General features: G+C 55.6%; 20 protein-coding genes and 1 pseudogene. 12 read left to right on the forward strand and 9 right to left on the reverse strand.

The window, feature by feature from the left end:
• Window positions 1-14: 14 nt before the first annotated feature.
• The 3 genes from A3OW_RS0118740 to rapZ all read left to right on the forward strand — a co-directional run bounded on the left by A3OW_RS0118740 (window position 15) and on the right by rapZ (window position 2736).
• Window positions 15-1460, forward strand: coding sequence for an RNA polymerase factor sigma-54 (locus A3OW_RS0118740; RefSeq protein ID WP_020564998.1), 1446 nt, complete (start codon window positions 15-17; stop codon window positions 1458-1460).
• Window positions 1461-1510: 50 nt separating this feature from the next.
• A complete protein-coding gene (gene hpf, locus A3OW_RS0118745; RefSeq protein WP_020564999.1) occupies window positions 1511-1801 on the forward strand; it encodes a ribosome hibernation-promoting factor, HPF/YfiA family in 291 nt (96 codons plus the stop codon).
• 77 nt (window positions 1802-1878) lie between these two features.
• On the forward strand, window positions 1879-2736 hold the full coding sequence (rapZ, locus tag A3OW_RS0118750; protein ID WP_020565000.1) for an RNase adapter RapZ: 858 nt from the start codon (window positions 1879-1881) through the stop codon (window positions 2734-2736).
• 31 nt (window positions 2737-2767) lie between these two features.
• Here rapZ and A3OW_RS0118755 read toward each other — a convergent pair whose 3' ends face one another.
• The gene (locus tag A3OW_RS0118755) at window positions 2768-5200 is read right to left on the reverse strand and encodes a Lon protease family protein (RefSeq protein ID WP_020565001.1); all 2433 of its coding nucleotides are present in this window, start codon (window positions 5198-5200) and stop codon (window positions 2768-2770) included.
• Window positions 5201-5754: 554 nt separating this feature from the next.
• Here A3OW_RS0118755 and A3OW_RS0118760 point away from each other — a divergent pair.
• Both A3OW_RS0118760 and A3OW_RS0118765 read left to right on the forward strand, forming a co-directional pair.
• On the forward strand, window positions 5755-6702 hold the full coding sequence (locus tag A3OW_RS0118760; RefSeq protein ID WP_020565002.1) for a DnaJ C-terminal domain-containing protein: 948 nt from the start codon (window positions 5755-5757) through the stop codon (window positions 6700-6702).
• A 2-nt stretch (window positions 6703-6704) separates the two neighbouring features.
• Window positions 6705-7007 (forward strand): chaperone modulator CbpM, encoded by a 303-nt coding sequence (locus tag A3OW_RS0118765; protein WP_033411797.1) that lies wholly within the window; start codon window positions 6705-6707, stop codon window positions 7005-7007.
• A gap of 36 nt (window positions 7008-7043) precedes the next feature.
• On the opposite strand, the gene chrA is transcribed toward A3OW_RS0118765, so the two are convergent.
• Entirely contained in the window at window positions 7044-8414 is a 1371-nt protein-coding gene (gene chrA, locus A3OW_RS0118770) for a chromate efflux transporter (protein WP_020565004.1), read from the reverse strand.
• Window positions 8411-8533, reverse strand: a pseudogene (locus A3OW_RS29155) (hypothetical protein); the annotation flags it as partial. The gene chrA and the pseudogene A3OW_RS29155, both read right to left, overlap by 4 nt.
• A gap of 393 nt (window positions 8534-8926) precedes the next feature.
• Between A3OW_RS29155 and A3OW_RS0118785 the strand changes: the two are divergent.
• From A3OW_RS0118785 to A3OW_RS0118815, 7 genes are all read left to right on the forward strand, one after another.
• On the forward strand, window positions 8927-10471 hold the full coding sequence (locus tag A3OW_RS0118785) for an alpha-isopropylmalate synthase regulatory domain-containing protein (RefSeq protein WP_020565007.1): 1545 nt from the start codon (window positions 8927-8929) through the stop codon (window positions 10469-10471).
• A 63-nt stretch (window positions 10472-10534) separates the two neighbouring features.
• Entirely contained in the window at window positions 10535-10747 is a 213-nt protein-coding gene (locus tag A3OW_RS0118790) for a type II toxin-antitoxin system HicB family antitoxin (protein WP_020565008.1), read from the forward strand.
• Window positions 10748-10877: 130 nt separating this feature from the next.
• A complete protein-coding gene (locus A3OW_RS0118795; protein ID WP_157385937.1) occupies window positions 10878-11462 on the forward strand; it encodes a hypothetical protein in 585 nt (194 codons plus the stop codon).
• On the forward strand, window positions 11462-12028 hold the full coding sequence (locus A3OW_RS0118800; protein ID WP_020565010.1) for a cytochrome c3 family protein: 567 nt from the start codon (window positions 11462-11464) through the stop codon (window positions 12026-12028). Before A3OW_RS0118795 ends, A3OW_RS0118800 begins: the two co-directional genes overlap by 1 nt.
• A gap of 149 nt (window positions 12029-12177) precedes the next feature.
• The gene (locus tag A3OW_RS0118805; protein ID WP_020565011.1) at window positions 12178-12408 is read left to right on the forward strand and encodes a ChaB family protein; all 231 of its coding nucleotides are present in this window, start codon (window positions 12178-12180) and stop codon (window positions 12406-12408) included.
• 190 nt (window positions 12409-12598) lie between these two features.
• Window positions 12599-13948 carry a PhoPQ-activated pathogenicity-related family protein gene (locus tag A3OW_RS0118810; RefSeq protein ID WP_020565012.1) on the forward strand — a complete coding sequence of 450 codons (1350 nt, stop codon included), beginning with the start codon at window positions 12599-12601 and terminating at the stop codon, window positions 13946-13948.
• Window positions 13949-13961: 13 nt separating this feature from the next.
• Window positions 13962-14786, forward strand: a complete 825-nt coding sequence (locus tag A3OW_RS0118815; protein WP_020565013.1) for an SDR family NAD(P)-dependent oxidoreductase — start codon at window positions 13962-13964, stop codon at window positions 14784-14786.
• Between the two features lie 89 nt (window positions 14787-14875).
• On the opposite strand, the gene A3OW_RS0118820 is transcribed toward A3OW_RS0118815, so the two are convergent.
• The 6 genes from A3OW_RS0118820 to A3OW_RS0118845 all read right to left on the reverse strand — a co-directional run bounded on the left by A3OW_RS0118820 (window position 14876) and on the right by A3OW_RS0118845 (window position 25555).
• Window positions 14876-16066, reverse strand: a complete 1191-nt coding sequence (locus A3OW_RS0118820; protein WP_020565014.1) for an alpha/beta fold hydrolase — start codon at window positions 16064-16066, stop codon at window positions 14876-14878.
• Window positions 16067-16084: 18 nt separating this feature from the next.
• Window positions 16085-16654 carry a YbhB/YbcL family Raf kinase inhibitor-like protein gene (locus tag A3OW_RS0118825; RefSeq protein ID WP_020565015.1) on the reverse strand — a complete coding sequence of 190 codons (570 nt, stop codon included), beginning with the start codon at window positions 16652-16654 and terminating at the stop codon, window positions 16085-16087.
• Window positions 16655-16748: 94 nt separating this feature from the next.
• Entirely contained in the window at window positions 16749-18155 is a 1407-nt protein-coding gene (locus tag A3OW_RS0118830; RefSeq protein WP_020565016.1) for an esterase/lipase family protein, read from the reverse strand.
• 450 nt (window positions 18156-18605) lie between these two features.
• Window positions 18606-20708, reverse strand: a complete 2103-nt coding sequence (locus A3OW_RS0118835; RefSeq protein ID WP_198291336.1) for a DUF7948 domain-containing protein — start codon at window positions 20706-20708, stop codon at window positions 18606-18608.
• 189 nt (window positions 20709-20897) lie between these two features.
• Window positions 20898-23144 (reverse strand): DUF7948 domain-containing protein, encoded by a 2247-nt coding sequence (locus A3OW_RS0118840; RefSeq protein WP_026223726.1) that lies wholly within the window; start codon window positions 23142-23144, stop codon window positions 20898-20900.
• A gap of 143 nt (window positions 23145-23287) precedes the next feature.
• Window positions 23288-25555 (reverse strand): DUF7948 domain-containing protein, encoded by a 2268-nt coding sequence (locus A3OW_RS0118845; protein ID WP_026223727.1) that lies wholly within the window; start codon window positions 25553-25555, stop codon window positions 23288-23290.
• Window positions 25556-25782: the final 227 nt, after the last annotated feature.

Below are 25782 nucleotides of genomic sequence, written 5' to 3' on the forward strand. Positions count from 1 at the left end.
TTTATTTTTCCGCAATGAAACAATCTTTCCATCTTCGGCTCGGCCAGCAGATGACGATGACGCCTCAATTGCAGCAGGCGATCAAGCTGCTGCAAATGTCGACATTGGATTTGCAGCACGAAATAGAGCAAGCCCTCGAATCCAATATGATGCTGGAGATAAGCGAGGAGGAGAGCGGCTTTCAAACGCTCGAGCCGGTTCCCGAGAAAAGAACCGAACTTTCGGATCAGGTCACCAGCGAAGGATCGCAGACGGAAATTCCCGATGAATTGCCGATCGATTCGTCGTGGGAGGACGTTTTCGAGTTTTCGCCCGAATTCGGCGCCGCGAACTCCGAAGAGGTCGAATTCGAAACGCAAAGCAGCAAAACCTCGAGTTTGCTCGACCATCTCTTGTGGCAACTGGATTTGACCAAGTTTAGCGAACGCGATCATGCCATTGCGGTGGCGATCATCGATTCCATCGACGAAGACGGTTATTTGATCGGTTCGCTCGAAGACGTTTATCAGGGGCTTAAAGGCCAACTGGACGATCTCGATCTCGACGAAGTCCAGGCGGTGCTGCATCGAATTCAGCACTTCGATCCGCCGGGCGTTGCGGCGGCCGATTTGGGCGATTGCCTGCGCCTGCAACTGTCGCAGCTTCCGGAGTGCACACCCTACCGGGAGGAAGCGCTGACGCTGGTGACGCGCCATCTGGACCTCCTGGCTCATCATGAGCGGAGCAAACTGATGCGCCGCCTGGGTCTGAACGAGCATGCCCTGAACGAGGTGGTGGCTTTAATCCGGACGCTGGATCCCAAACCCGGCGCGCGCTTGAAAAGCGAAAGCTCCGAATACGTGATTCCCGACGTCTACGTCGTCAAGAAAAACGGAAAATGGCAGGTCAACCTGAATCCCGACATTGCTCCGAAACTGCGCATCAATCCTTTTTATTCGTCGATGATCAAAAGGGCGGACGACAGCAAGGACAACGTCTGCATGAAAGATCACCTGCAGGAAGCCCGATGGTTCATCAAAAGTCTCAACAGCCGCAACGATACGTTGCTGCGGGTGGCGCGAAGCATTGTCGAAAAGCAGGCCGGTTTTCTCGAACACGGCTCCATCGCCATGAAGCCGATGGTATTGAAGGAAATCGCCGAAGAGCTGGAATTGCACGAGTCCACGATCTCCCGCGTGACCACGCAAAAATACATGCATACGCCGCAAGGCATCTACGAATTCAAGTATTTTTTTTCCAGCCACGTCTCGACCGAAGGCGGCGGCGAGTGCTCGTCGACCGCGATCCGTGCCTTCATCAAGGAATTAATCGCCAACGAAAATCCCATCAAACCGTTAAGTGATAGTAAAATAGCCGATTTATTAAATGAAAAAGGCATCAACGTGGCTCGCAGAACCATAGCCAAGTATCGGGAAGCCATGCTCATCCCGCCTTCAAGCGAAAGAAAGCGCTTTCTATAAGCCCGCCCATTGATAAAAACCAGTCATCAACACCAACAGGAGTTTATTCCATGCACGTAATCGTAACAGGCCATCATCTTGAAATTACCGAGGCGCTCAAGGCGCACATCGACGCAAAATTTGAGAAATTGGCGCGTCATTTTGATAATGTTACCGACGTCCACGTTATTCTGACCGTAGAAAAATTGGTTCAAAAAGCCGAAGCCACACTGCAGATCAGCGGCGCCAAACTGTTCGCCGAGGATTCCCAGGAGGACATGTACGTAGCCATCGACAATATGGTCGACAAGCTGGATCGTCAGATCACCAAATACAAAGAGAAAAACTGGGGACACAGATAAAATAAGGATGCGCCTGGGAACAGGTCCGGCGTAGTCCCCCTGTTCCTGTTGTCTTTAGTTTTATAGACCGGTGGATTATGAAGCTATTGATTATCAGCGGCCTTTCCGGCTCGGGCAAAAGCATCGCGCTGGAGACGCTCGAAGACTGCGGTTATTTTTGCATCGACAACTTGCCGGTGACGCTGCTCGAGGACTTCATCAATCGTGTGATGCTGGAGGACTCCAAGACCTACGCCAAAACGGCCATCAGCATCGATTCCCGGAATCAGTTGGAAAAACTTCCTTATTTTTCCGACAGCATGAACCTGATCCGCAGCAAAAAAATAGATTGCGAAGTCGTTTTCATGCAGGCGGAAGAATCCACTTTGCTGAAGCGCTACAGCGAAACGCGCCGTAAACATCCGTTGACCGATTTCAATGTTCCGCTGTCGGAAGCATTGAAAATCGAAAAGGAAATGCTGGCTCCGATTTCACGTTACGCCAGCGTTGTTATCGATACCAGCCGGACGCACTATCATCAGTTACGCGAGCTGATCCGAGAGCAGTTCCATGAGCGGGACATCAAACACATCTCGCTGCAATTCCAGTCGTTCGGTTACAAGCACGGCATCCCGCTGGACGCCGATTTCATTTTCGACGCCAGAAGCCTGCCCAACCCGCACTGGGTTCCCGAATTGCGCCCCAAGACCGGCAAAGACCAGGACGTCGTCGAATTCCTTAAAGCGCAGCCTCTGGTCGCCGAATTTTTTCAGGACGTCAGCCATTTTCTCGAACGCTGGATTCCCCGATTCGAAGCCGAAGGCCGAAGTTATCTGACCGTGGGTATCGGCTGCACCGGCGGCCAGCACCGCTCGGTCTATCTGGTCGATGCCCTGGCCCGGAAATTCAGAAGCCCCGTGCTCAACGTGATCGTCCGCCATCGTGAATTGCATTAATCCGCCGGCCGGCTAAAACCGTCTTCTTTCCTTATCGATCGTTTTCTTCCGGCGGACGGATTGTTGCAGAACCGGTCTTCCGGGTCGGGCCAAGGGCTTTTTTTATCGTGGCGAACTGCGCCAGTTGAGCTTCGACCCGTCCGTTAAAGGTGTCCGGCGGATAGTTGCCCCGGTCGTCGGGACGGCCGGCGGCCATGCCGGTCAGCAGTTCCAGCGCTTGATCGACGGTGCTTACCGCATAAATGTGAAATTGCCCGGTTTGCGCCGCATGGACCACGTCCCAGCGCAGCATCAAGTGTTTGAGGTTGGCGGACGGGACGATCACGCCCTGGCTGCCGCTCAAGCCCTGTTTGGCGCAAATGTCGAAAAATCCTTCGATTTTTTCGTTGACGCCGCCGATCGGCTGAACCTGGCCCAATTGGTTCAGAGAACCGGTGATTGCCAGATCCTGCCGCAAAGGAACCTGCGTCAACGAGGACAGAATGACGCACAGTTCCGCCAGGGAAGCGCTGTCGCCTTCGACCTGGCCGTAGGATTGTTCGAAAACGACGCTGGCCGAGAGCGAAAACGGGCTTTTTCGCGCATAGTGGGCGCCGATGTAGCTTGACAGAATCAGGACGCCTTTCGAATGGATGGCGCCGCCGAGCTTCGTTTCCCGCTCGATGTCGACGATCCTGCCGGCGCCGAGGCGCGTGGTCGCCGTGATTCGGGACGGCTGGCCGAAACTGAAGCCGCCCAGTTGCAAAACCGAAAGGCCGTTGATCTGGCCCGCCACTTTGCCCGCGGTATCGATCAGTACCGTGCCGCGATGGATGTTTTCGTAGAGTTTTTCCCTGATCTTGTCGAGTCTTCGGGTTCTGTGGTCGATCGCCTGCTGGACGTCGCTGTTGGTAATTTGGTTGTGGCCGTTGTTTTCCGCCCAAAAATCGGCTTCGGTCAGAAGATCCTTGATGCTCCGCAAATGAGTCAGCAATTTTTCGGCATCCCCGGCCATCCGGGCGCTGTGTTCGACGACCCTGGCCACCGCGTTCCGGGTCAGGGGACGTAATTTTTCACGCCGAGACAGCGTCGCCAGCAGACGGACGTATTCGTGGTTCTTGTCCGCTCTGGAAACCACGTCGTCGAAATCGGCGGCCACTTTGAACAGGTCCTGAAATTCGGAATCATAGGCGCTCAAAAGGTAATAAATCAGCGGGTCGCCGAGCAGAATCACCTTGACGTCCAGCGGTATCGGCGCCGGCTCCAGGGAGGACGCGCTGATCAGGCTGAGCGCGCGTTCCAGGGATTCGATGCGGATTTCTCCGGCCTGCAGGGTGCGTTTGAGGGTTTCCCAGGCATAGGGCTGAAGCAGCAGCTTTTGCGCATCGAGAATCAGATAGCCGCCGTTGGCCTTATGCAGCACGCCGGGCTTGATCATCGTGAAATCGGTCACGAGAGAGCCCATATAGGCCTGATGGTCGATGCGGCCCAGAAGGTTGCCGTAGTTGGGGTGGTCTTCGTAGACGACCGGAGCGCTCCGGGTGCCGCTGAAGTCGACCATCAGATTGACCTGGTAGCGCTTGAAGGGATTGGGCTCCTGCGCCAGTTCCATAAAGGGCGGGACTTTGTCGCTGTGCGGAATGAAATCCCGGATGTGCTCGATGACGTCGGCTTTGACGTCTTTCAGATAGTCCAGTATCACTTCGTGTTTGGCGTATTTTTCCAGCAGGTCGTCGATCGAGTGATTCACCGCCAGTTCGGCGACTTCCCGGTTGAGCGCCTGTAGTTTACGCTTGGTTTCCTTGCGCCAGGCGGGAAATTTCTTCAGCAAGGCTTGCAGGCGATTTTGAAATTCGTAGATAGTATTCTGGATTTCGTGTTGTTTGGCTTTATCGAGCTTGTTGAATTCTTCAGAACCGATCGGCTGATCCTTCTCGTCGCCGGGCATGAAGGCGAAGCCGGTCGGAGTTTCGGTCAGGATGATATGTGCGTTGGCCGCCTCATCGCGCAACTGGCTGAGCTGGTCGATTTCGCGTTGGCGCGAATCGCTCTCCAGCTCTCCGACGCGTGCGCGGTACTCGTCGCCGTCGAAAGCGGCCGGGATCGCGACGCTCAATTCGTCGATCAGTTCTTCCATGTCGGCCTGAAAAATCCGGCCGTGTCCCGGTTCCAGCCGGATGGCCGCCGGTTTGGCGGGATGGCTGAAATTGTGAACGTAGCACCAGTCGGACGGCACCGCTTGCCGGACAGCCTCGTGCTCGGCCAATTGGGTCACCGAAGTGAGTTTGCCGGTGCCCGAAGGCGCCAGAGCAAAAATATTGTAGCCGTTCTGACGTATGCGAATGCCGAATTTGATCGCTTCTATGGCGCGTTCCTGGCCGACGCCCAAATCAATGTCTTCCAGTTCTTCGGTGGAAGAAAAGGTCCATTGGGAGAGATCGCAAGGTTTATAGAGTTGTGACGGATCGACAGGTGTATGGGTCATGGACGGCTCTGTGCAATTAGCTTTTTATTAATATTAAAGATGGACAAGTGAATGCGCTCCTACGCCCGTAGCCAGTGCTGGAGAACCGGAAAGGCTTCGGAGACGTCGTTCATTTCCCTTGTGAGGACGGATGAGCGGATTTCTTGCGGTGGCTCGATTCGGAATCCCGCCGGGCAGTCCCTTAAGGATAAAGTATAAACCGGCACTTCACGCAATGCTGCATCAATATGTATCATATCCCGGCTTGCCGGCGTCCTGCCGGTTTCCCTCACACATTCGATCGCCATGGCGGAAGGGAATCGGACAATGCCGTTAAGTAAAGAAAATAATACACGGTAGGGTGGATAAGCGAAGCGCATCCATCGTACGGAACTTCGATTGTCCGCGGCGGAAGGGAATTAGAACGGGCATTTCTTGTCATTGAATGATAAAGAGCGCGAATCCGTCGACAGCCGTTTGACTCGATCGACGGCTGAAGCATGTTTTGATTATTGGAAAGGCGTTTTAAAACAGCCGTTTTTCCGCCCGATACACTTTAACCATTGGCCGGTCGAATGGAATATAAAGATTATTACAAAATCATGGGCCTTGCCAAGGAGGCGACGCCGGAGGAAATAAAACGGGCTTACCGGAGGCTGGCCCGGAAATATCATCCCGACGTCAGCAAGGAACCGAATGCGGAAGCCAAGTTCAAGGAACTGGGCGAGGCCTATGAAGTGCTTAAGGATCCCAAAAAACGGGCCGCCTACGATCAGATAGGGCAAAATTGGCAGGAAGGTCAGCGCTTCACCCCGCCTCCCGACTGGGCTCCCGATTTCGGTTTCGGCGGCGGTTTCACGGGCGCGCACGGTTCGGGCTTCAGCGATTTTTTCGAGGCCCTGTTCGGCGGCGGTTTCAGACCCGGCGAAGCCGGTGGCTCCCGTCAGGAATTTCATGCGCACGGCCGGGATCAGCATGCCAGGATTCAGATCGATCTGGAGGATGCCTATCAGGGAGGAGAACACGTGATCTCGCTCAATGCGCCTGAAATCGATGCCGGAGGCCATGTCGTTTCCAGAATCCGCACGCTCAGCGTCAAGATCCCCAAAGGCGTCAAGGCGGGACAGCGCATTCGACTGGCGGCGCAGGGAACTCCGGGTATGGGCGGCGGCACTCCCGGCGATCTCTATCTCGAAATCGAATTCAAGCCGCACCGGCTGTTTCGGGCCAAAGAACGGGATATTTATCTGGAATTGCCGGTAACGCCATGGGAAGCCGCCTTGGGCGCCACGGTCGGCGTGCCCACGCTGGGAGGAAAGGTTGAACTAAAAATTCCCGCGGGCTCTCAAACCGGCAGACAACTCCGTTTGAAGGGCCGGGGACTTCCCGGCAATCCTCCCGGAGATCAATACGTGACCCTGAAAATAATGGCCCCGCCGGCGGCAACGGAGGCGGCCAGAAAACTCTACGAACAGATGGCCAAAACCATGCCGATGAATCCGCGCAATGAGATGGGAGGATGACGATGAAGAAGGAATTGTTGGTTATCTCCGGCACCCTTCTGGATGAAACGATGCGCTTTACCCTGGTTGAACTGTGCCGATACGCCGAAGCCACGCCGGAACGCGTCATCGAAATGGTCGACGAAGGCGTATTGGAACCGCAGGGGGCTTCGGTCCATACCTGGCGTTTCGATACCAAGGCCTTGAAGCGCTTGCAAATCGCCATCCGCCTGCAGAATGATCTCGGGGTGAATCTGCCCGGCAGCGCCCTGATTCTCGACTTGCTGGAAGAGATGGAAACGCTGCGGCAGCAATTGGGACATTAAGAGCCCGTCCGATAGAGTAATGAATCGTGTTCATCGTCACCCCACCGCCTGGGCAAGCCAGGGTTTGACAAAATTGAGCAGCAGTCCCGCCGTACCAGAAGCGATAATGACCGGGATTACCCCGGCTTTATAGCGTAACAGCGCCGCCATCGCGAAGAAGCCGATCGTGGCGGCGACAGCGTCAAAACTTCCCGCGAAGCCTTGCGGCCAGAAAACGTGGTAAGCGAAAAAGGTGGCGAGATTGAGAATGACGCCGACCACGGCAGCGGTAATGCCGGTCAGAGGCGCGGTGAATTTCAGATTGCCGTGCGTGGATTCGACCAGCGGGCCGCCCATCAAAATGAACAGAAAGCTGGGCAGGAACGTGAAATAAGTCACGACCACGGCAGCCACGGCACCTGCCTTGAAGAGCTGATCCGGACCGAACAGTTCACTTGTCCAGCCGGCGACGTAGCCGACAAAGGTCACCACCATAATGAGCGGTCCCGGCGTCGTTTCGCCCAGCGCCAGCCCGTCGATCATTTGCTGCGGGGTCAACCACTGATAATGTTCGACTGCGCCTTGATAGACATAAGGCAGCACCGCATACGCGCCGCCGAAGGTCAGCAGCGCCGCCTTGGTGAAAAACCAGCCCATCTGCGTCAAGGCGCCGTGCCAGCCGTAGCGTGCACACAGTAAGCCGATCGCTCCGCCCCATAAAATCCCTCCTGCGCACAGCATTCTGCTCAAGCCTTTCCAGGTGAACCGGGCATGAGCCGGCGTCGGCGTATCGTCGTCGATCAGCGCCGGGCCGTGACTTTGTCTGGCCGCGCCGTGTCCGCCGCCGACGGCGAATTTTCGGGGCGCGAACTTGCCGCCGGCGGCACCGAGCAGTGCGGCGACCAAGACAATCAGCGGAAACGGCGCATGCAATGCAAAAATGGCGAGAAACGCCAGCGCCGCCATCGCCCACAACAGCCAGTTTTTTAACGCCCGGGAGCCGATCCGGTACGCGGCGAAAAGGACGATGGCGGTAACCGCCGGTTTGATGCCGTAGAGCGCTCCGGCAACAGCGGGCAGATGTCCGAAAGCCATGTAAATCCAGCTCAAAACGATCAGAATCAGCAGCGACGGCAGAACGAACAACCCGCCGGCGATGATGCCGCCCCAGGTGCGGTGCATGAGCCAGCCGATGTAGATCGCCAACTGCTGGGCTTCGGGGCCGGGCAACAGCATGCAGTAATTGAGTGCGTGCAGATAGCGCCGTTCGGAGATCCAGCGTTTCTTCTCGACCAGATCCTGGTGCATGATCGCGATTTGCCCGGCCGGGCCGCCGAAGCTGATGAAACCGAGTTTCAGCCAGTACCGGAAGGCTTGTCCTAAAGTGACCGGCGGAGGAGGCGTTTGCGAAGGAGCGGGTTCATTCATGAGTCGTTTCCTGAAAAGGCTTGATAAATCGCGTCGAAAATCTTTTCCGTTTCGGCGAGCAAGGCATCGTCATCGGTCCAGCATCGCCGCATCCCGCGAACGAGCGCTTCCAGTCCCGCGGCTTCATGGACGGTATTCTACTTCTTAAGCGCATCGGTAGGTCAACGAAAATTAATCGTTTGATTTCCGGGACTCCCGGCAGAAACGCGGCTGCTCTCTAATGGATGATGGGTTATTGTGAGTTGGCGAGGCAAGGTATGACCAGGTCGGCAAAAAGGAAAAAAGATCAGAAAAGATACAGGATGAAAGGAGCGGTAGTTGCTAAAATTTATCGCCATATCATTGCAAATCCCATGTTTTTTCGGGACAATTGCTGATTGCGCTTAACTTTCCGGACAAGCGATGGACCGGCGGAAACGATTCCGACTACGCTGCCGGTCCGGTCGATTCCGGCCGGTTAAACGGATGGTTTGATATTATAAGTACAGGCAGCGAGAGGATAGGCCTTAGGCATGGCGACAAAATCCAGATTCATTCAACTGATGGACACCACCTTGCGGGACGGTGAACAAACCCAGGGCGTTTCCTTTACTCCGGCAGAAAAAGTCAACATTGCGAAAGCCTTGCTGCAGTCGCTCAGGGTCGACCGCATCGAAGTGGCTTCGGCCCGTGTCTCTGCAGGAGAGAAGGAAGCCGTCACCAACATCAACCAATGGGCGAAGCAGGAAGGTTTCGACGGCTGCGTCGAAGTGCTGGGCTTCGTCGACCATACCCGCAGCGTCGACTGGATTCTGGAAACCGGCGGCAGCGTCATCAATCTGCTGACCAAGGGCAGCGAAAAGCACTGCCGCGAACAACTGGGCAAAACGCGGGAACAGCATACCGCCGATATTCTGCAGACCGTCGACTACGCGCTGAGCCGGAGCCTGAAGGTCAACGTCTATCTGGAAGACTGGTCGAACGGTTACCAGAACAGCCCCGATTACGTTTACGCGCTGATGGACAGCCTTAAGGAGGCCGGCATCAGCCATTTCATGCTGCCCGACACGCTGGGGGTGATGTCCCCCGACGAAGTCTTCACCAGCTTCAGCGACATGTGCCGGTGCTACCCGGCATTGCAGTTCGACTTTCACCCGCACAACGATTACGGCCTCGCGACCGCCAACGTCATGGCGGCCGTGCGTGCCGGCGCGACCGCCGTCCATTGCACGGTAAATTGCCTCGGCGAGCGCGCCGGCAACGCTTCGCTGGCGGAAGTGGCGGTGGTGTTGCGCGACAAAATGAACATGCAGTTGTCGATCGACGAAACCCACATCGTGCGGCTCAGCAACATGGTCGAGAATTTTTCCGGCAAGCGCGTCGCCGCCAACGCGCCGATCGTCGGCAGCGACGTCTTCACTCAGACTGCCGGCATCCATGCCGACGGCGACCATAAAGGCGGTTTGTACAAATCCAGATTGAGCCCCGAGCGGTTTTCGCGCTCTCGAAGCTATGCTCTGGGCAAGATGAGCGGCAAGGCCTCGTTGAAGAAAAATCTGGAGTTGCTGGAGATCGATCTGTCCGAAGAAAACCAGAAAAAAGTGCTGGCGCGCATCGTCAGCCTCGGCGATTCCAAACAGACCATCACCACCGACGATCTGCCGTTCATCATCGCCGACGTGCTGGAGAGCAAGAACTACCAGCACATCAAGTTGCTCAACTGTTTCATTACCAGTGGCCTGCATCTGGAGTCGACCGCCAGCCTCCGGCTGGACGTGAACGGCGCCAAACACGTGATATCGGGGGCCGGCAACGGCGGCTTCGACGCCTTCATCGACGCCGTCAACAAAGCGATGAAAGAGCACGATTACACCGTGCCGCCCCTGGCTGACTACGAAGTCCGCATTCCCAAGGGCGGCCACACCGACGCCCTGACCGAGTGCGTGATCACCTGGAACTGCGGCAGCGAACTGCGCAAGACCCGCGGCGTCCATGCCAACCAGGTTTTTGCCGCGATCATGGCGACGCTGAAGATCATCAACATGCAGTTGCATGAGTTGAATCAGAATACGGCTTGACCTCACCGAGAGGATGATGGGGTGGGGTTCTCGAATCAGGCAGATTGTGGAGTTAAATGACTTATGAAATATGCCGTTGTGATCGAAAAAACGCAATCGAAGTTTTCCGCATTTGTCCCCGACCTTCCCGGATGCGTTGCCATGGGAGCGACTGTTGAAGAAGTAGAAAATCAGATTCGGGAAGCCATCGAGTTTCATATCGAAGGTATGCGGCAGGATGGCGAAGAGATACCGCAGCCGAGTTGTTCTGTGGAATATATTGAGGTGGCTGCATAACTCAATGCCCCGGATGCAGTAGATTTGCCTTCGGCACAATACGCGATAAAGCTCTATTTTGCTCTATGCGGAATGCGAAAACGCAGTGTAAGATCAACAGAGTCAGCGAATCTTGATAATGAAATCAAAAGTGACTACGCTCACTCGGCGCTTTCTTATTGTATTGGCTTGCGCGGCGGCAGCCGTTGCGGCCGGTTTCTCGATTGAAGCGCTCCTCAGCCATCGATCCGGCTGGCCGTTCGGCCATACCCGGGCAGGACATGTAGCCGGCTGGGCCGGATTTGCTCTCACGCTGAGCGTATTCGGCTATTCGGTAAAAAAGCGCTCAGGATCAAGAACCGCCTGGCCCAAAGGCTGGTTTTTAGTTCATCAGGCGATGGGGATCGCGGGGCCGTCGTTGATTCTGATTCACTCGGGCTCCCATCTTCATGCCTTGGTCCCCCTTCTAGCCCTGCTGGCGATGGCCGTTACCGTAGTGAGTGGCGTCGTCGGTGTAGTAGTTCATCGCAAAGCATTAAGTTTGATGAAGAGCCGGCGTGCAGAATTCCTCGGCCAGGGGCTTTCTCCCGATGAGGTCGAAGATCGGCTTTATGATCTGGCGGCGGCCGAGAAGGCCTTCAGGACTTGGCGGATCATTCATGTGCCCATGTCTGTGATCTTTTTGGTTTTGACGATCCTTCACATCGTGGGCGCTTTGTATTTTGGAGGATGGTAATGCGATTTTTTCCATTTCTTCACCGCACCGCCGCCACGGCTGCCATGGTTCTTCTCCTTTTGCTGGCGTGGCTCGTTTGGGGGACGCTGAAATATCCCGAATCGCTCTGGGCTCCGGGCGATTTGAGCCGGTTTCATGCAGAAACCGCCTGCAACGATTGTCATCGGCCGTTTCAGGGCGCATCCTCCGAAAAATGCATTGTCTGCCACAATGAAAAACGATTTTCCGAAGGCTCGAATCCGGCCGTATCGGCGTTTCACCGGAAAGCCATAGACGAGCGGACATCGTGTGCGGACTGTCATACCGAGCATCGCGGCGTCCTGGCGAGAATAACTTATGGAACGATGATCAATCCTCACGGAGAATTCGTATTCCGGGCTACCGGCGCGGACTCGTGTACGGCTTGTCACGATTTCAGCGCCGGACGGGAATCGGACTCGTTCGTGCTTGATAACGCCGTCGTCAGGCGGCTGATGGCAGCAGGAGAGGGAGCCCATCGGCGGGGAAAAATGGCTGATTGCCTGGTTTGTCACGGCAGCCCCGGCATCGACGATGGCGAAGATTAATGTCATCCGACAGGACCGTAGGAGGAAAAAAGCGAACCGCATCGACTGAAGACTTCCACCCGGCCCTGAACAAATAAAATCAATCCGGGTCTACATCATCACGTAAACCCCACCCTGTTCTGCATTTGGTTAACCGAAAGGGGGATGCCATGCCCTACCATAACTTATCCGACCTGCCCGACTCGGTAAAAGACAATCTGCCCAAGCACGCCCAGGAGATTTACAAGGAAGCGTTCAACAACGCCTGGGATCAATACAAGGACCCGGAGAAACGGCGCGACGATTCGTCCCGGGAAGAAGTGGCCCACAAGGTCGCCTGGTCCGCGGTCAAAACGAAATACGAGAAAAAGGCCGACGAGTGGGTGGCCAAAAAAGAGTAGTTCACCGAAGCCGCTTTCAACCCTCGGAGAAATTCCTTCCCGCCCGGGATTTTTTCCCGAAACGGCCGCGTTGCCGCCGGCTTTTCCCGAAGCGGACGCGATATTTTTTTAACCGGAAAGAGAGTGACATTTTCTTGCGCTCTTCTTACAATTCAAGTTCCTTATTGAGTTGAAGGATCACGTTAACGTCATGGCTTTACGTCCGCATAACCGAAGACAAAGACTCGGCATCGCCTTTTTTCTCCTTTTCCTGGCGACGGCAGCCTTCGGCAATCCGCTGGAAGACTATGTTGCCGCCGCCGATTCGAACTACCGCTGGCTGCCCGTAAAATTCATCAATTACTCCTGGGGAACGGTCGGACATTACGATCTGACCAGCCAGAACTGGCGCGGCCATCTCTGGAAGCATCGTCTGGTCGTCGTCAGGCCCAATTCGGTCCGCAATCCCGACATGGCGTTACTCAGAATCGCAGGAGACGGCGACGGCGAAGGCCACGTCGACAGTTTGAAAACCCTGGCGGAGCGAGGCGGTGCGATCGCCGCGGTCCTAATGAACGTGCCCAATCAGCCGCTTTATGAGAATCGGCGCGAAGACGCCTTGATCGCCTACACTTTGAACCAATACGTCAAGACCGGCGACGAGACCTGGCCTTTGCTCTTTCCGATGGTGAAAAGCGCGGTCAAGGCGATGGACGCCGTTCAGGAAATCGCCCGGATCCAGCACAACCAGCAAATCGGCCGTTTTGTCGTCACCGGCGCTTCGAAACGGGGCTGGACCACCTGGCTGACGGCGGCGGTCGATCAACGAATCGCGGCGATCGCGCCGATGGTGATCGATACCTTGAACATGAAGGTGCAACTGCAATGGTCGGAGCAAATCTACGGCAAGCAAAGTTCGAAATTGCAGGATTATACCGAGTTGAACCTGCACCGGAAGATGGACAATCGGGCGATGCAGAAACTGCGCGGCTGGATCGATCCGTATGCCTATATCCGGCATTTCACGATGCCGAAGCTGATCCTGCTCGGCACCAACGACCCTTACTGGACCGTCGATTCGCTCCGTCATTACTGGGACGAGTTGCCCGAGCCGAAACTGATCTTTCAGACCCCCAATGCCGGCCACAACCTGAACGGCGGCTGGGAGGCGCTGCAGACCTTAGCCGCCTTTTTTGAGCTGGTCGCGGACCGCAAGCCGCTGCCCGAAATCAACTGGCATTTCGATCGGACCTCGTCACGGAATCAGGTAAAGGCGCAGGTGTCCGTCAACCGGAAGGCACAGGCCATTCGCTTGTGGAGCGCCTATTCCGGAGACCGGGACTTTCGCAATGACGTCTGGGCGGAGCGGCCGCTGGACATAACCCCCGGAAGCAGCCATGCGGCCGCCGAAATCGCCGTGCCCGAGGCCGGGTACCGCGCCTTTCTGATGGAAGTGGATCTTGCCACCGAGTCCGGTCACGAGTACAAGCTGTCGACCGTCGTCAGAGTGACGCCCGACACGAAACCCTGCCTCTGTTGGTCCGTTCCCGAAAAACCGTAAGGAGGCCCTGCCTATGCACGCTTTTTCCGATGCTCTGAACTATCGAACTTATGGTGACAAAGTCTTTCTGGTGACCGGCGCGACCGGCGCGATCGGCAAGGCCATCGCCCGGCAGCTCGCCGGCACGGACGATTCGGAAGTCGTTCTGGTCTGCCGCGACCGGAGCAAAGCGGAACGGACCGTGAACGAAATCATCCATGCCACGCGCAATCCCAGGGTGCGTTTTATCCTGGCCGATTTGAGCCGGTACCGGGAGATTCGCGGACTGGCGGAACGCTGGAGCGGGCCCCTGCACGTCCTGATCAACAACGCCGCCTGCACTCCGCGCAGCCGTCTGGAGACGCCCGAAGGCATCGAATTGCAGTTTGCCACGAACGTACTGGGCTATTTCCGGCTCATCGACGAATTCACTTCCATCTTGAAAGCCTCGGCGCCGGCCCGGATCGTCAACGTCGCCAGTTACTGGGCCGGGGGGCTGGATCTTGGCGATCTGGAGTTCACCCGCCGGCGCTATGACAACGACAAAGCCTATCGGCAGTCCAAGCAGGCCGACCGCATGCTCAGCGTGGCTTTTGCCGAAAAACTCGAGCCTTACCGCATCGCGGTCAATGCTTGCCATCCCGGCGACGTCCATTCGGTCTTAAGCCATAACCTGGGCTTCGGCGGCCACGAGACGCCGGATCAGGGCGCGGCCACTCCGGTCTGGCTGGCGACCCGGCCGGACGGGCAGCATCAGACCGGGAAATATTACGAACACGGGCGCGAGACCGCTTGCGCTTTCAGCCGGGACCGGGCGGGAGTGAAGGCTCTGTATGATATTTGCGGAAACTACTGTTGAGAAGCGGACTTTGGCCGGGCGCCGGGCAAGACAATCCCGGCGATCATGGCGCGTTCCGGAGCGAATGAATTCGTCAGCGAAGAACAATCTCAAAGCCTGTCGATGTCTTTCAGCCTTTGCTCCAGCCAGCGGTCGATGATCTCCAGAAGCTGTTCCTTTACCGGGCTCGCGGAAAAAAGCTGTTCGTGATGGCTGGCGTCCGCCAGCAGCACGATCCGGTTGTGGGGGTTGAGACGGCGGGTCGCCGCCGCAAAATCGGTATTGCCCCAGGCCGGCGTGATGGGATCGTGTTCGGAATAAATCAGCAAATAAGGAAGATCGAATTGCCGCATGCGCGCCCGAAATTCGATGATTTCTTTCTCCACGCTCAGCACGAAGCTTAGCAGCGAGCGCTTGATCATGTATTTGTCGTGGATCAGGCGGATTTTTTCCTCTTCCGAGTCGGTCAGATAATTTTTCACCCAGTCCGGTGCGGTCGGCGAGAACAACAGGCGAAGGCCGGGCAGGGACAGCAGTTCAATCAGGCCGTCCTGCAGCGGAACGGCGACCAGGGCGACGAACTGATTGAACAGCATGACCGGGAGCGGCTCGGCGTGCGGATTCAAAAAGTGTTCGTGCGTATGGAAGGTAAAGTCGACGATCGGATTCTGGAACCATCCGCGCCAGCCCGGCACTTGCGTGACGGAAAAGGCCGGGCCGCTGAAGACTATGCCTTGGACCCTGGCCGCGGCCGGGTCTTCTTTGGCCTGAAGCAGATAGCTTGAGGCGACCAGGGAGCCGAGGCTGTGCGACAGAATGAAAATCGGCAGCGGTTTCCGGCCGGAAGGGCTGCGGCAGCGGCCGGCCAGGTAGTTCAGTGCCTGCCCCAGATCTTCCCGCATCGGCTGCAAATCGTCCAGCCGTTCCTGTTCGAGAAAGGCGCGGCCGACGTCGTAGCCGGGCGCGCCGCCGGTCACGCGGGCGTGGGCCTTGGCCAGCACCGGATTGCTCATGCCGTGGGCGGTCAGATCGATTCCTACCACCATAAAGCGGCCGGAGAAATGCCGGGCGACGTCGCCGTAGCGGCCCACGTGTTCGTTCATGCCGTGCACGATGAGCAGGCAGCCCTGCATCGAAGCCGGCGATCGAGGCGCGAGCGTCTGCAATTGCCGTCGGGCATCGCTGCCCGCAACCGGGAGAGTGACCGCTTCGCCCCAGAAAGGATAGGGCTGAGTGACCAATTGCCGATGAGCGCAGCCGATCAGCAGCGGCAAGACGCAAAGAATCATCAACGCACGCATCGGCAACCGCTCGTTCCCTTATTTGCGTTGATAGGTTCCTATCAGTTCGGCCTGATCCAGAATGTGCCCGGACATGGCCCTCTCCAGCCGGGCCTTGTCGGGCTGGTGCAAATCGGGCAGTTCGACGTCCAGGGCGTAGAGCTTGAAAAAATAACGATGCCGGCCGATCGGCGGACAGGGTCCGCGGTAACCGGTTTGCTTCCAGTCGTTCTTGCCTTCCAGCGTGCCCTGCGGCAAGTCCTTCGGAGCAACGTTTTCGGCCAGGCCGGAAGCCGACGGCGGAATGTTATAGAGCAGCCAGTGAACCCAGGTCATTTTGGGAGCAGCCGGATCCGGAGCGTCGGGGTCGTCGACGATCAGGACCAGGCTTTTGGCCTGGGCAGGAACGTCGACCCAGCTTAAAGCGGGCGAAACATCGGCGCCGTCGCAGGTGTATTCCTGGGGAGCTTCATTGAGATGGACGAAAGCGGGTGATTTAAGAGATAGGGACATGGCGGTTCCTCCTTCAATCGACAAAGCGGTGGCGGTATGGCCGCAAAGCGTTAAACAGACGATTCTGAGACATCGCTGATGCATTCCGGTTTTCATTGTTTTCCTCCTGCTGAAAGGTTAATGCCTGCAAGCAGGGTCAAATCGGACCCGTGTTGAGGGTTCCGGGAAAGCTCCTTGGGAACTGCTTGCGTTAGGGAATCTCCTTGCCTTTCGGCGTTTTTCGAAAGTCTTCCGGCGTAAGATTTTGGGTCAGGGTAAAGACGCCTTCGACTACGTGCCGGCGCATTTCTATTTCGATCATCACCGTTTGATTGGGTTCGAAATAACGTTTCAGCGCGGCGAAGGTTCCTTTGTGTTCGGCCACGGTGTAATAGGCAAAACCCGTTTCGGGACGGGCGATGATCTTGAATCCGAATTTACCTTCCAGTTCGGGCCGGTTCAATCCTTCGTTCATTACGTCGTAATTGACGTAATAAGTCAGTTTGCCGCGGTTCAATTGATTCCGCTGGCGATCGACGAAAAATCCTTCCGGCAAATGATTTTCATTGTACTGGGGTCCTGCGGTAAATAATAGATCGTAGTCGGTGAGCTGATTGCCTTGGTCGTCGATCAAACGGAATACCAGCATGCAATAGCGGTTCGTGATGAAGGTGCGTTCGATAAGAAAAAGGGCGCGCGCGTGTTCGATGCGTTCGTCCTGCTGGGTTTTAACCGTCATTGCGTCGAATTCCTTGACGGCCTTGTTGTAGGCGGAAGCCGTGCCGATCTGCAGGCAGCGCAGGATGGCGGCCAGGGTCGGGTGAGAGCCGTCATCGCCAGCGCGCACGCTGCGGATGATGCCGATGTCTTCGCCGGAATGGGACAGGCCGGGAAGGACGCCGAATACGGTTTTCTGGAAATGGTCGTTCTTTTTGAGTTTGAGCGTGCCGTCCGTTTGCAGCAGTCGGATCAGCCCGAAATTCATGTTGGCGGAGGCGACGCGGACGATGCCGTCGGAGCCGGCTTCCCCGGTATAGGCGTTCAGGTTGTCGTAGAAAGCCCGGTCGATTTTCTGGCCGGTCAGAATAAATACGAAAAGCCCGGCGCTGGTGCAGTCGTAGGACAGCCATTCGCAATTCAAATCCCAGCTCTGCTCGCTGCCCAGTTCCAGCCAGTTGAGCACGCCGGCGCCCGGCTCCACGCCTTCGGCGAAATACCTCAACCGGGCAAGTCGGCTTTTGCCGAGCTGCGCCAGGGCGGAGCCGTGATTGGGCGGAGCCAGCATGATCAGATGGCTCAGAGGGCAGGAGGACAACTGGTTTCCGTAGAAGCGGGTAATCCAGTTTCGCACCAGCGGCCCTCCGGTCGAATGGGTGATGCAGACAAAGCGCTCGCCTTTTTTGAGTTTGGGCAAAACCTCCTTGGCCACCGCGTTCTGCATGCCGCGCGCGATGTCGTCCATCGTGATTTCATCGAAAAAACTGACGTATTTGGCCAGGTACAGATGAGTCGTTTCGATTTTCAGGCCGGCCGGAGCCTTGGCCAGCAACGCACGGGGCAGCCCGCCGTAGGTATCGGTATTGGTGACGCTCCAGCCGTGAATAAAGACGATAAGCATTGGACAGCACTCCTTTGGTTTAGTGGTGGGCGGATTATCCCTCTAATAATTATCTTATAGCAACGGTACGGCAAAGGCTATGGCATTGCACTGGGTGCAAGTCCGACAAAAAAGGGAACGACTGCCATAAGAAGAGGAAATTTTTAATTGTAGCCCGTCAACAATTTGCCTCGGCAGCGGGGATGACCGCGTTCCGTTGGGCGCCGTCTGAAAAAGACCTGCGAGGTTTTTAAAACCTCGCAGGTCCGGTTCTATTGTTTCGTTTCAACAGGGCTGACTGCTAGCCTTGCTCCATGTATCCATTACCGGGGCATTCAAGTTTTGATACCATTTCCAGGCGTGACTTAAATGAAATGATAAGTCTCAAATTTCTGATATAGCGACTTTGGCTTAAATCCGGGAGCAATCCTTATTTTCTAAAATTATTACCGAGTCAGGTTTAAAACAGTTTTAGTTTCCTACGACTTTTAATACGAAGGCATCCCAAAAACCGCCTGCGAAAGTGGGTTGGAATGCGTTTACAGCAGGAAAATCGGTAGACATTGTCGATCCTGTTACATAAGCGTTTCCGGAACGGCTAACGGCAATGGCCGTAGGTTCGTCCAGCCCGCTTCCTGCGATACACATTGAATACAATAGTTTTGAACCTCTGGCATTCAACTTGGAGATTTGGATATCACTGCTTGCATCATTGCAGTTAGCCATTGCAGGGCCTGCTAATACATAGGCATTACCCCACCTGTCCACGTCGACACCGCCTACTCCTTTGTCAAGGCACGTGGAATAAATCATCCTGGAACCTCCAGCGTTTAATTTGGTAACAAAAGCATCCTGGCCTTGACAAGCATAGAGCGGTAGTTTAACGGGAAAATCGGATGAATTCGTCGAGCCAGATACATAAGCATTGCCGAAGTGATCCACCGCAATGGCCGAGCCGGCATCGATATCATTGCCTCCCAAACAGGTGGAATAGACCACCCGTGTCCCTGCCGCATTCAACTTGGTTACAAAAGCATCGTTGAGAAGGAAGCCTTGGTCGCTGTAAGCACAAGTTGATTGCAACGAGTTAACCCTGGGAAAATCGGACGAAAAAGTAGAACCCGTTACATAAACGTTATTAAAACGGTCGACTGCAATTCCCGAGGTGGTATCCCGATAATCGCTGCCGCCGAAACAAGTTGAATAGATCAGTCTCGTACCTGCTGCATTCAACTTACTTATGAAGATAGGTTTGCCTTCACAATCATACAGAGGATTTACAAAAGGAAAATCGGAAAAGGAAGCGCCTGTCACATAGAGGTTTGCCGATCGGTCGAGGGCAATATCGTGAACATCGCCTCGCAAACAAATCGAATAAATCAGAGAAGATCCGTCCGGACTGATTTTTGTTACAAAGCCTCCTCCATTCTCGCAGCTATCCGTTAAAGGTGGCACCGGTGGAGCGGAATACAGAAAGGGAAAATCGCTCGATCCGGTCGATCCCACCACATAGGTATTGCCCAAGTCATCGGCCGCAATTCCTTGGGCGCTATCTGAGGTGAAACCACCGAGAACAGTGGAATAAATCACCGAACCCTTCGAATCGAATTTTGTAACAAAAGCATCCCCATAAAAAAAGAATGGATCTCCAGGAAGGCTGCTATTGACTACGGGAAAATCGCTTGAGGTGGTAAAACCGGCAACATAAGCGTTGCCTGATTTATCGATAGCGATATCGAAGCTAAAATCATCGCCGTCGTCACCAGCTCCCTGAGCACTGCCGCCCAGGTAGGTGGAATAAGCCAGCACCGGATCGATGACCAGCGGTCTGGAGGCATCGTATCGGGCCACCTGAAAGCCGACGTCCGCCGTTTTCCCCTGTTTATCCGGATGCAGCGCATAGCTTCCGGCCACTTCCTTGCGCACGCCGGCAATTTCCTGATAAACGACCGGCTTGTGCTGAATCACCTGGCCGCCTCGGGTTTTGATGACGAGCTGCCCGTTGGCGTCCAGGCTGAGCTGTTCTGCGCCTTCGACATGAAACCGGATCGCTTTCGGGTCGGCGCCGGGGGCGACCACGAAGTCGTATTCGAGCTGTTTCTGATTGCCGTAGTAGACCAGATCAATGCCGGGATAGACGCCGTTGTATTTCACCTTGGCATAGCTCGGGATGCCGGTGCGCCACGCTTTCGGGTCCTTGCCGCGCAAATAATGGGTCTTGCCCGGCAACTGGTCGAGCCCTTCGACTTGGGCTTGGGCATTGCCTCCTTTCAGCTGCATCCTGAGTACAGCGGTAGAAGCGGGTTTCGGCAGGGCCGATTTCATCGGCTTCATCAGGTTCAATTTTGTCCTGGACGTTTGGGCTTCAGGTTGACGCAAAGCCAGCACCGCTTCGGTCGGCGTCAGAAACAGGCTGTAGCCCTGGCCTCGGGACAGGAACTGCACTTTGGGGTCGGTTTGCCCGAGGTTGGCTTCGAAGCTCAGCAGCCGTTGGCCGAAGGATTCGGCGAGCAGCGCCCTCTGTGCCGGATCGGTTTGCGAAGGCGAAGCCTGGATTCCGGGAGCGGCCAACATTGCCGAAGAAAGAAACCCGGTTGCGAGCATGAGGCGGAATATGGTTTTTGTCGAAAATTCGGAAAAATCCGGTAATTTATGAAAGTTCGAATGAGTATTCATGACGACTCCTTAAGTTTTATGGTTTTATTGGAATGAGGTTATACACCGTTTCCATGCTCCGTACAGAAACGGCACATAAGGACGTTATTAATTGCCTACGATCTTCATCACAAAGGCGTCCTGGTCTCCTCCCCCGAAGTCCGGTTGAGCGGCTTGCCGGGTAGGCAAGTCCTCCGAGCGGGTTTCACCCGTTAAATAGGCATTTCCAAAACGATCCACCGCAATGCCTCTGCCCACTTCCCTGCCACTGCCTCCGATGCAGGTGGAATAGAGCACTGCCTTACCCGAAGCATTCAGCTTGTTTAGATAAGCATCGCCGTTGGTGCCGTCACAAGTGAATTTTATCGGCCGAACTTTAGGAAAATCGGTAGAAAAAGTAACTCCCGTGGTGTATACATTGCCAAAGCGATCCAGGGAAATTCCCGTGCCTGCATCAGTCGAATTGCCCCCTAAACAAGTGGAATAGACGGCTCTGCCCGTTGAAGTGAATTTCGTTACAAAAGCGTCGCTGCCGGTGCAGTTTTTCAGCGAATTTAACATCGGAAAATCGTCCGAGCCGGCGCCGCCTGTTACGTAAGCGTTTCCGGAAGCATCGACGGCGATGGAACTGGAGTCGAAAATGCTTTCACTGCCATCGCCGCCGAGATAGGTGGAATAGATCAAAGCATTGCCCGAGGCGGTAAATTTCGCTACGAAATAGTCGGTAGAGTTAAGCGGTCCGCCGCCGTATGCCGGTTGAAAGGCGTTTTTCGTGGGAAAGTTTTCATCGGCGGTGATTCCCGTCACGTAAGCGTTTCCGAAGCGGTCGACCGCGATGTCGGTCCCTTCGTCAAAACTTCCTTCTGTAAGGGGATCGGCATGGACTCCTCCCAAATAAGTGGAATAGACGAGTGCATTTCCGGCGGGATTGAGCTTGGCGACGAACGCATCGGATTCACCTCCTCCGTAGGTCGGTTGCAAGGCATTTATTACGGGAAAATGAGTGGAGAAAATGGAGACTAATCCGGTCACATAGGCGCTTCCGAAACGATCCACAGCGATGGCTTGACCGAAGGTGCTGAAGCCAAGGCATGTCGAATAGATCAGGGATGCGCCGTCCGGACTGAGTTTGGTTATAAATGCTCTGAATAGAAACTCGGGGTCACAGGATTCTATCGGATTGAGTGTGGGAAAATCGCTTGAGGTGGTAGCGCCGGTAATAAATATATTGCCTTGATTGTCCACGGCGATTCCGGTGCCATCGCTTTGTTCACCCAGAACAGTGGAGAAAATGATGCCGCCTGCCGGATTGAACTTTGTGACAAAGGCTCCCCCGCCGGCCAACGGCTCGGCATTTCCGACCGGAAAGTCGGCCGAGTCGGTGCTGCCTGTGACGTAGGCATTACCCGCATTATCCACAGCGATATCATAATCAAAGCTGAAATCGTCTCCGCTGCCGCCCAGATAGGTGGAATAAGCCAGCACCGGGTCGATGATCAGCGGCCTGGAGACATCGTACCGGGCTACCTGAAAGCCGACCTCGGACATTTTTCCTTCTTTGCCGGAGTTCAGGACATAGCCTCCGTCAATGACCTTGCGTACATCGCCGATCTCCTGATAGATCACCGGCTTGTGCTGGATGACGCCGCCGCCCGGCGTTGTAACGACCAACCGGCCTTTGTCGTCCAGGGCCAATTGTTCCGCGCCGCTAAACTGGAGCCGGATCGTTTTCGGGTCGGCGCCGGGAGCCACGATGAAATCGTATTCCAGTTGCCTCTGCTTGCCGTAATAAACGAGGTCGATTCCGGGATAAATGCCGTGGTATTTCACCTTGGCGTAACCGGGAATGCCGGTGCGCCAGGTTTTGGGGTTTTTACCGCGGAGGTAATGGGTTTTGCCGGGCAATTGGCCGAGTCCCTCGACGGTTGCCGCGGGATTGGCGCCTTCCAGTTGCATCCTCAGCACGCTGACAGTCGACGTTTTGGCCGGTTTGACAGAATTGAGCGAAGGCAATTTGCCGGGTTTAAATAGCGCTGCCGAATCCGTTTTGCGCAAGCTCAGTACCGCCTCGGTCGGCGTCAGAAACAGGCTGTAGCCCTGGCCCCGGGACAGAAACCGGACTGTGGGATCGGTCTGCCCGAGGTTGGACTCGAAGCTCATTGGCCGTTGGCCGAAAGATTGAGCCAACAGAGCGCTCCGGGCTGCTTCCGGCGCGGACGGAGTCGCGGCGGCCTGACTGCCGGATGCGGCCAGGGCGCCTAAAGCGAGCAAGAATAGGCGTCCCTGCCGCGATATTTTTCCTTGCCGATATATTGACGAATCGGTTGCTTTGATCAGGGTTGAATCGGTGTTCATGGAATCCTCCTTCTTTTAATGGTTGTTGGTGGTTGAAATTGGCCGGACAGCGAATAAAGTTGAAAAATAACGGCAAGGCGGAGCGCTCCCTGTCTGCATTGCTCGATTCCGAACAACGCAGACAGAAACTGCCGGGCCTTTCGCTAGTTGCCCTTGACCTTGGTCACGAAGGCGTCGCTGCTGCCTCTTAAAGCCGGCTGCAGAGCTTTGAAGGTGGGAAAATCGGCCGAATCGGTGCCGCCCGCAACATAGGCGCTGCCATAGCGGTTCACCGCGATGCCCTGACTGTAGTCGTCATCGCGGCCCCCGAGACAGGTGGAATAAATGAATCTTGTCCCGGCCGCATTGAGCTTGGTCAGCGTGACGTCGTAATCCGATTGGACGGCGCAGTTCGGCTGCAATGCACGGAACACGGGAAAGTGCTGTGAATCGGTGGAACCTACGATATAGGCATTGCCGTTGCTGTTTACGGAAATGGCATTGCCGTAATTATAATTATCCCCTCCCAGATACGTGGAATACACCAGCGCGGAGCCGGCGGCATTCAGTTTGGCCACGAAAGCATTGGAATAGCCTTTGAGCGTATTCTGCAATGGCCTTACTGTCGGAAAATCGCTCGAGTTCGTGGTGCCCGTGACGTACGCATTGCCGGAACCATCGACCGCGATGCCGGCCGTTGCGCAAAAAGGATCGCTGCAAATTTCGATTTGCTGGCCGCCGAGATAAGTCGAATAAATCAAGGCGGAGCCCGATGCGTTCAGCTTTGCGACAAACGCGTCGGAATCGTACGTACCTCCGGCCTTGGCGGGTTGCAAGGGATGCACCGTAGGAAAGTCGGATGCCGTGGTCCAGCCCACGATATAGGCATTGCCGAACTTGTCCACTGCGATGTCTTCGCTCGCCTCGCCGAATGTCTGGTTGCCTCCGAAGTAGGTGGAATAAATCAGCGAGCCTGTAGGGCCGATCTTTGCCACGAACGCATCCTGTTCTGCCAACAGCGATGCCTGCAACGGATGAAGCGTGGGAAAATCGGTAGAACGAGTTAGCGCCGTGACATAAGCATTGCCCAATCGATCGACCGCGATGTTCGAATTGAACTCCGCACTGCTGCCGCCGAGGCAGGTCGCATAGACAAAGGCCGTGCCCTCGGCATTCAGCTTGGCTACGAAGGCATCCCCTTCGTAGTCGTTGACGATGTGGCAGTCTGCCTGCAATGGGTTACGCTTGGGAAAGTCTGCCGAATAGGTATAGCCTGAAATAATTGCATTGCCCTGGTAATCGACTCCGATACTTTCTCCGACGTCGGAATCGCTCCCGCCAAAATAAGTAGAGTAGAGGACTCTGTTGCCTTTGGCATTGAATTTGGTTACGAAAGCATCCGCCGAACCGCCGACGGAAAGCGGTTGAGATCCGTTCACGAGGGGGAAGTCGACCGAGGCGGTGGTTCCTGCTACATAAGCATTGCCCGAGCCATCCACGGCAACGTCATCTGCAATATCATAATCACTCCCTCCAAGAAAAGTGGAATAGGACAGCACCGGGTCGATAATTAACGGTCTGGAGGTGTCGTAGCGAGCCACCTGAAAGCCGACGTCCGCCGTTTTTCCTTTTTTATCCGGATGCAGCAGGTATCCTCCGGCAATGGATTTGTGCACGCCGTCGATCTCCTGATAGATCACCGGCTGGTGCTGGATGACTTCGCCGCCCTCGGTCTTGACGATCAATTGCCCGTTGCTGCCCAGGCGGAGTTGTTCGGCGCCTTCGACGTGAAACCGGATCGCTTTCGGATCGGCGCCGGGAGCCACGATGAAATCGTATTCGAGCTGCCGCTGCTTGCCGTAGTAGACCAGATCGATGCCGGGATAAATGCCGTGGTATTTGACCCTGGCGTAGCTCGGAATGCCGGTGCGCCAGGCTTTGGGGTCCTTACCGCGCAGATAGTGAGTCTTGCCCGGCAGTTGATCGAGACCTTCGGCTTGGGCTTTGGCTTGGGTTCCCTCCAGTTGCATCCTGAGCACGCCGACGGTTGAAGTTTTGGCCGGTCTGACAGGATTGGACGAAGGCAATTTGCTGGGTTTGAATCGAAGTGCCGAATCCGTCTTGCGCAAGCTCAGCACCGCTTCGGTGGGCGTCAGAAACAGGCTGTAGCCCTGACCTCGTGACAGAAACTGCACGGACGGATCGGTCTGCCCGAGATTGGCTTCGAAGCTCAACGGCCGGTGAAAAAATGAATCGGCAAGGTGCTCTTGTCTTGTTGTCTCCAGTTGTGTTGCTGCGACCGCCGTACCGGATGCCAGGGCAAGAGGAGCGATCCAGGCGAAAACCCCGGTTTTTAAAGCGGGCCGTTTGCACTGTCTTGCCGGAACTGAAAGCGGTCCCGACAGAAATGAAAAAATGGATGGGTTGTACATGGTGTCCTCCTTCCTGCATTTTAATAGTGAGTTGTCAAGGTTGGTCGAACAGTAATCGGTTGACGTCAAGCTGAATAACAGGTCCTGATTGCCCAATCCGGTCATCCTGTTGTACTTACGTATAGAGGAGGAGGGTCTGGACGGAGAAGGGAATGAGCCTCGCTTCCGGCTGAGGATCATCAAGGTCGTGTTTAAACAAGGGGAGAGGAGCGGTCCCAAGACAAGGA

The organism is Methylosarcina fibrata AML-C10 (assembly GCF_000372865.1).
In the GTDB taxonomy this organism is placed as follows: domain Bacteria; phylum Pseudomonadota; class Gammaproteobacteria; order Methylococcales; family Methylomonadaceae; genus Methylosarcina; species Methylosarcina fibrata.

What these genes read in the sequence shown, in the direction of transcription:
- A3OW_RS0118740 (WP_020564998.1), top strand. Translation starts at nt 15, where the DNA reads ATGAAACAATCTTTCCATCTTCGGCTCGGCCAGCAGATGACGATGACG.
- hpf (WP_020564999.1), top strand. Translation starts at nt 1,511, where the DNA reads ATGCACGTAATCGTAACAGGCCATCATCTTGAAATTACCGAGGCGCTC.
- rapZ (WP_020565000.1), top strand. Translation starts at nt 1,879, where the DNA reads ATGAAGCTATTGATTATCAGCGGCCTTTCCGGCTCGGGCAAAAGCATC.
- A3OW_RS0118755 (WP_020565001.1), bottom strand. Translation starts at nt 5,200, where the DNA reads ATGACCCATACACCTGTCGATCCGTCACAACTCTATAAACCTTGCGAT.
- A3OW_RS0118760 (WP_020565002.1), top strand. Translation starts at nt 5,755, where the DNA reads ATGGAATATAAAGATTATTACAAAATCATGGGCCTTGCCAAGGAGGCG.
- A3OW_RS0118765 (WP_033411797.1), top strand. Translation starts at nt 6,705, where the DNA reads ATGAAGAAGGAATTGTTGGTTATCTCCGGCACCCTTCTGGATGAAACG.
- chrA (WP_020565004.1), bottom strand. Translation starts at nt 8,414, where the DNA reads ATGAATGAACCCGCTCCTTCGCAAACGCCTCCTCCGCCGGTCACTTTA.
- A3OW_RS0118785 (WP_020565007.1), top strand. Translation starts at nt 8,927, where the DNA reads ATGGCGACAAAATCCAGATTCATTCAACTGATGGACACCACCTTGCGG.
- A3OW_RS0118790 (WP_020565008.1), top strand. Translation starts at nt 10,535, where the DNA reads ATGAAATATGCCGTTGTGATCGAAAAAACGCAATCGAAGTTTTCCGCA.
- A3OW_RS0118800 (WP_020565010.1), top strand. Translation starts at nt 11,462, where the DNA reads ATGCGATTTTTTCCATTTCTTCACCGCACCGCCGCCACGGCTGCCATG.
- A3OW_RS0118805 (WP_020565011.1), top strand. Translation starts at nt 12,178, where the DNA reads ATGCCCTACCATAACTTATCCGACCTGCCCGACTCGGTAAAAGACAAT.
- A3OW_RS0118810 (WP_020565012.1), top strand. Translation starts at nt 12,599, where the DNA reads ATGGCTTTACGTCCGCATAACCGAAGACAAAGACTCGGCATCGCCTTT.
- A3OW_RS0118815 (WP_020565013.1), top strand. Translation starts at nt 13,962, where the DNA reads ATGCACGCTTTTTCCGATGCTCTGAACTATCGAACTTATGGTGACAAA.
- A3OW_RS0118820 (WP_020565014.1), bottom strand. Translation starts at nt 16,066, where the DNA reads ATGCGTGCGTTGATGATTCTTTGCGTCTTGCCGCTGCTGATCGGCTGC.
- A3OW_RS0118825 (WP_020565015.1), bottom strand. Translation starts at nt 16,654, where the DNA reads ATGAAAACCGGAATGCATCAGCGATGTCTCAGAATCGTCTGTTTAACG.
- A3OW_RS0118830 (WP_020565016.1), bottom strand. Translation starts at nt 18,155, where the DNA reads ATGCTTATCGTCTTTATTCACGGCTGGAGCGTCACCAATACCGATACC.
- A3OW_RS0118835 (WP_198291336.1), bottom strand. Translation starts at nt 20,708, where the DNA reads ATGTTGGCCGCTCCCGGAATCCAGGCTTCGCCTTCGCAAACCGATCCG.
- A3OW_RS0118840 (WP_026223726.1), bottom strand. Translation starts at nt 23,144, where the DNA reads ATGAACACCGATTCAACCCTGATCAAAGCAACCGATTCGTCAATATAT.
- A3OW_RS0118845 (WP_026223727.1), bottom strand. Translation starts at nt 25,555, where the DNA reads ATGTACAACCCATCCATTTTTTCATTTCTGTCGGGACCGCTTTCAGTT.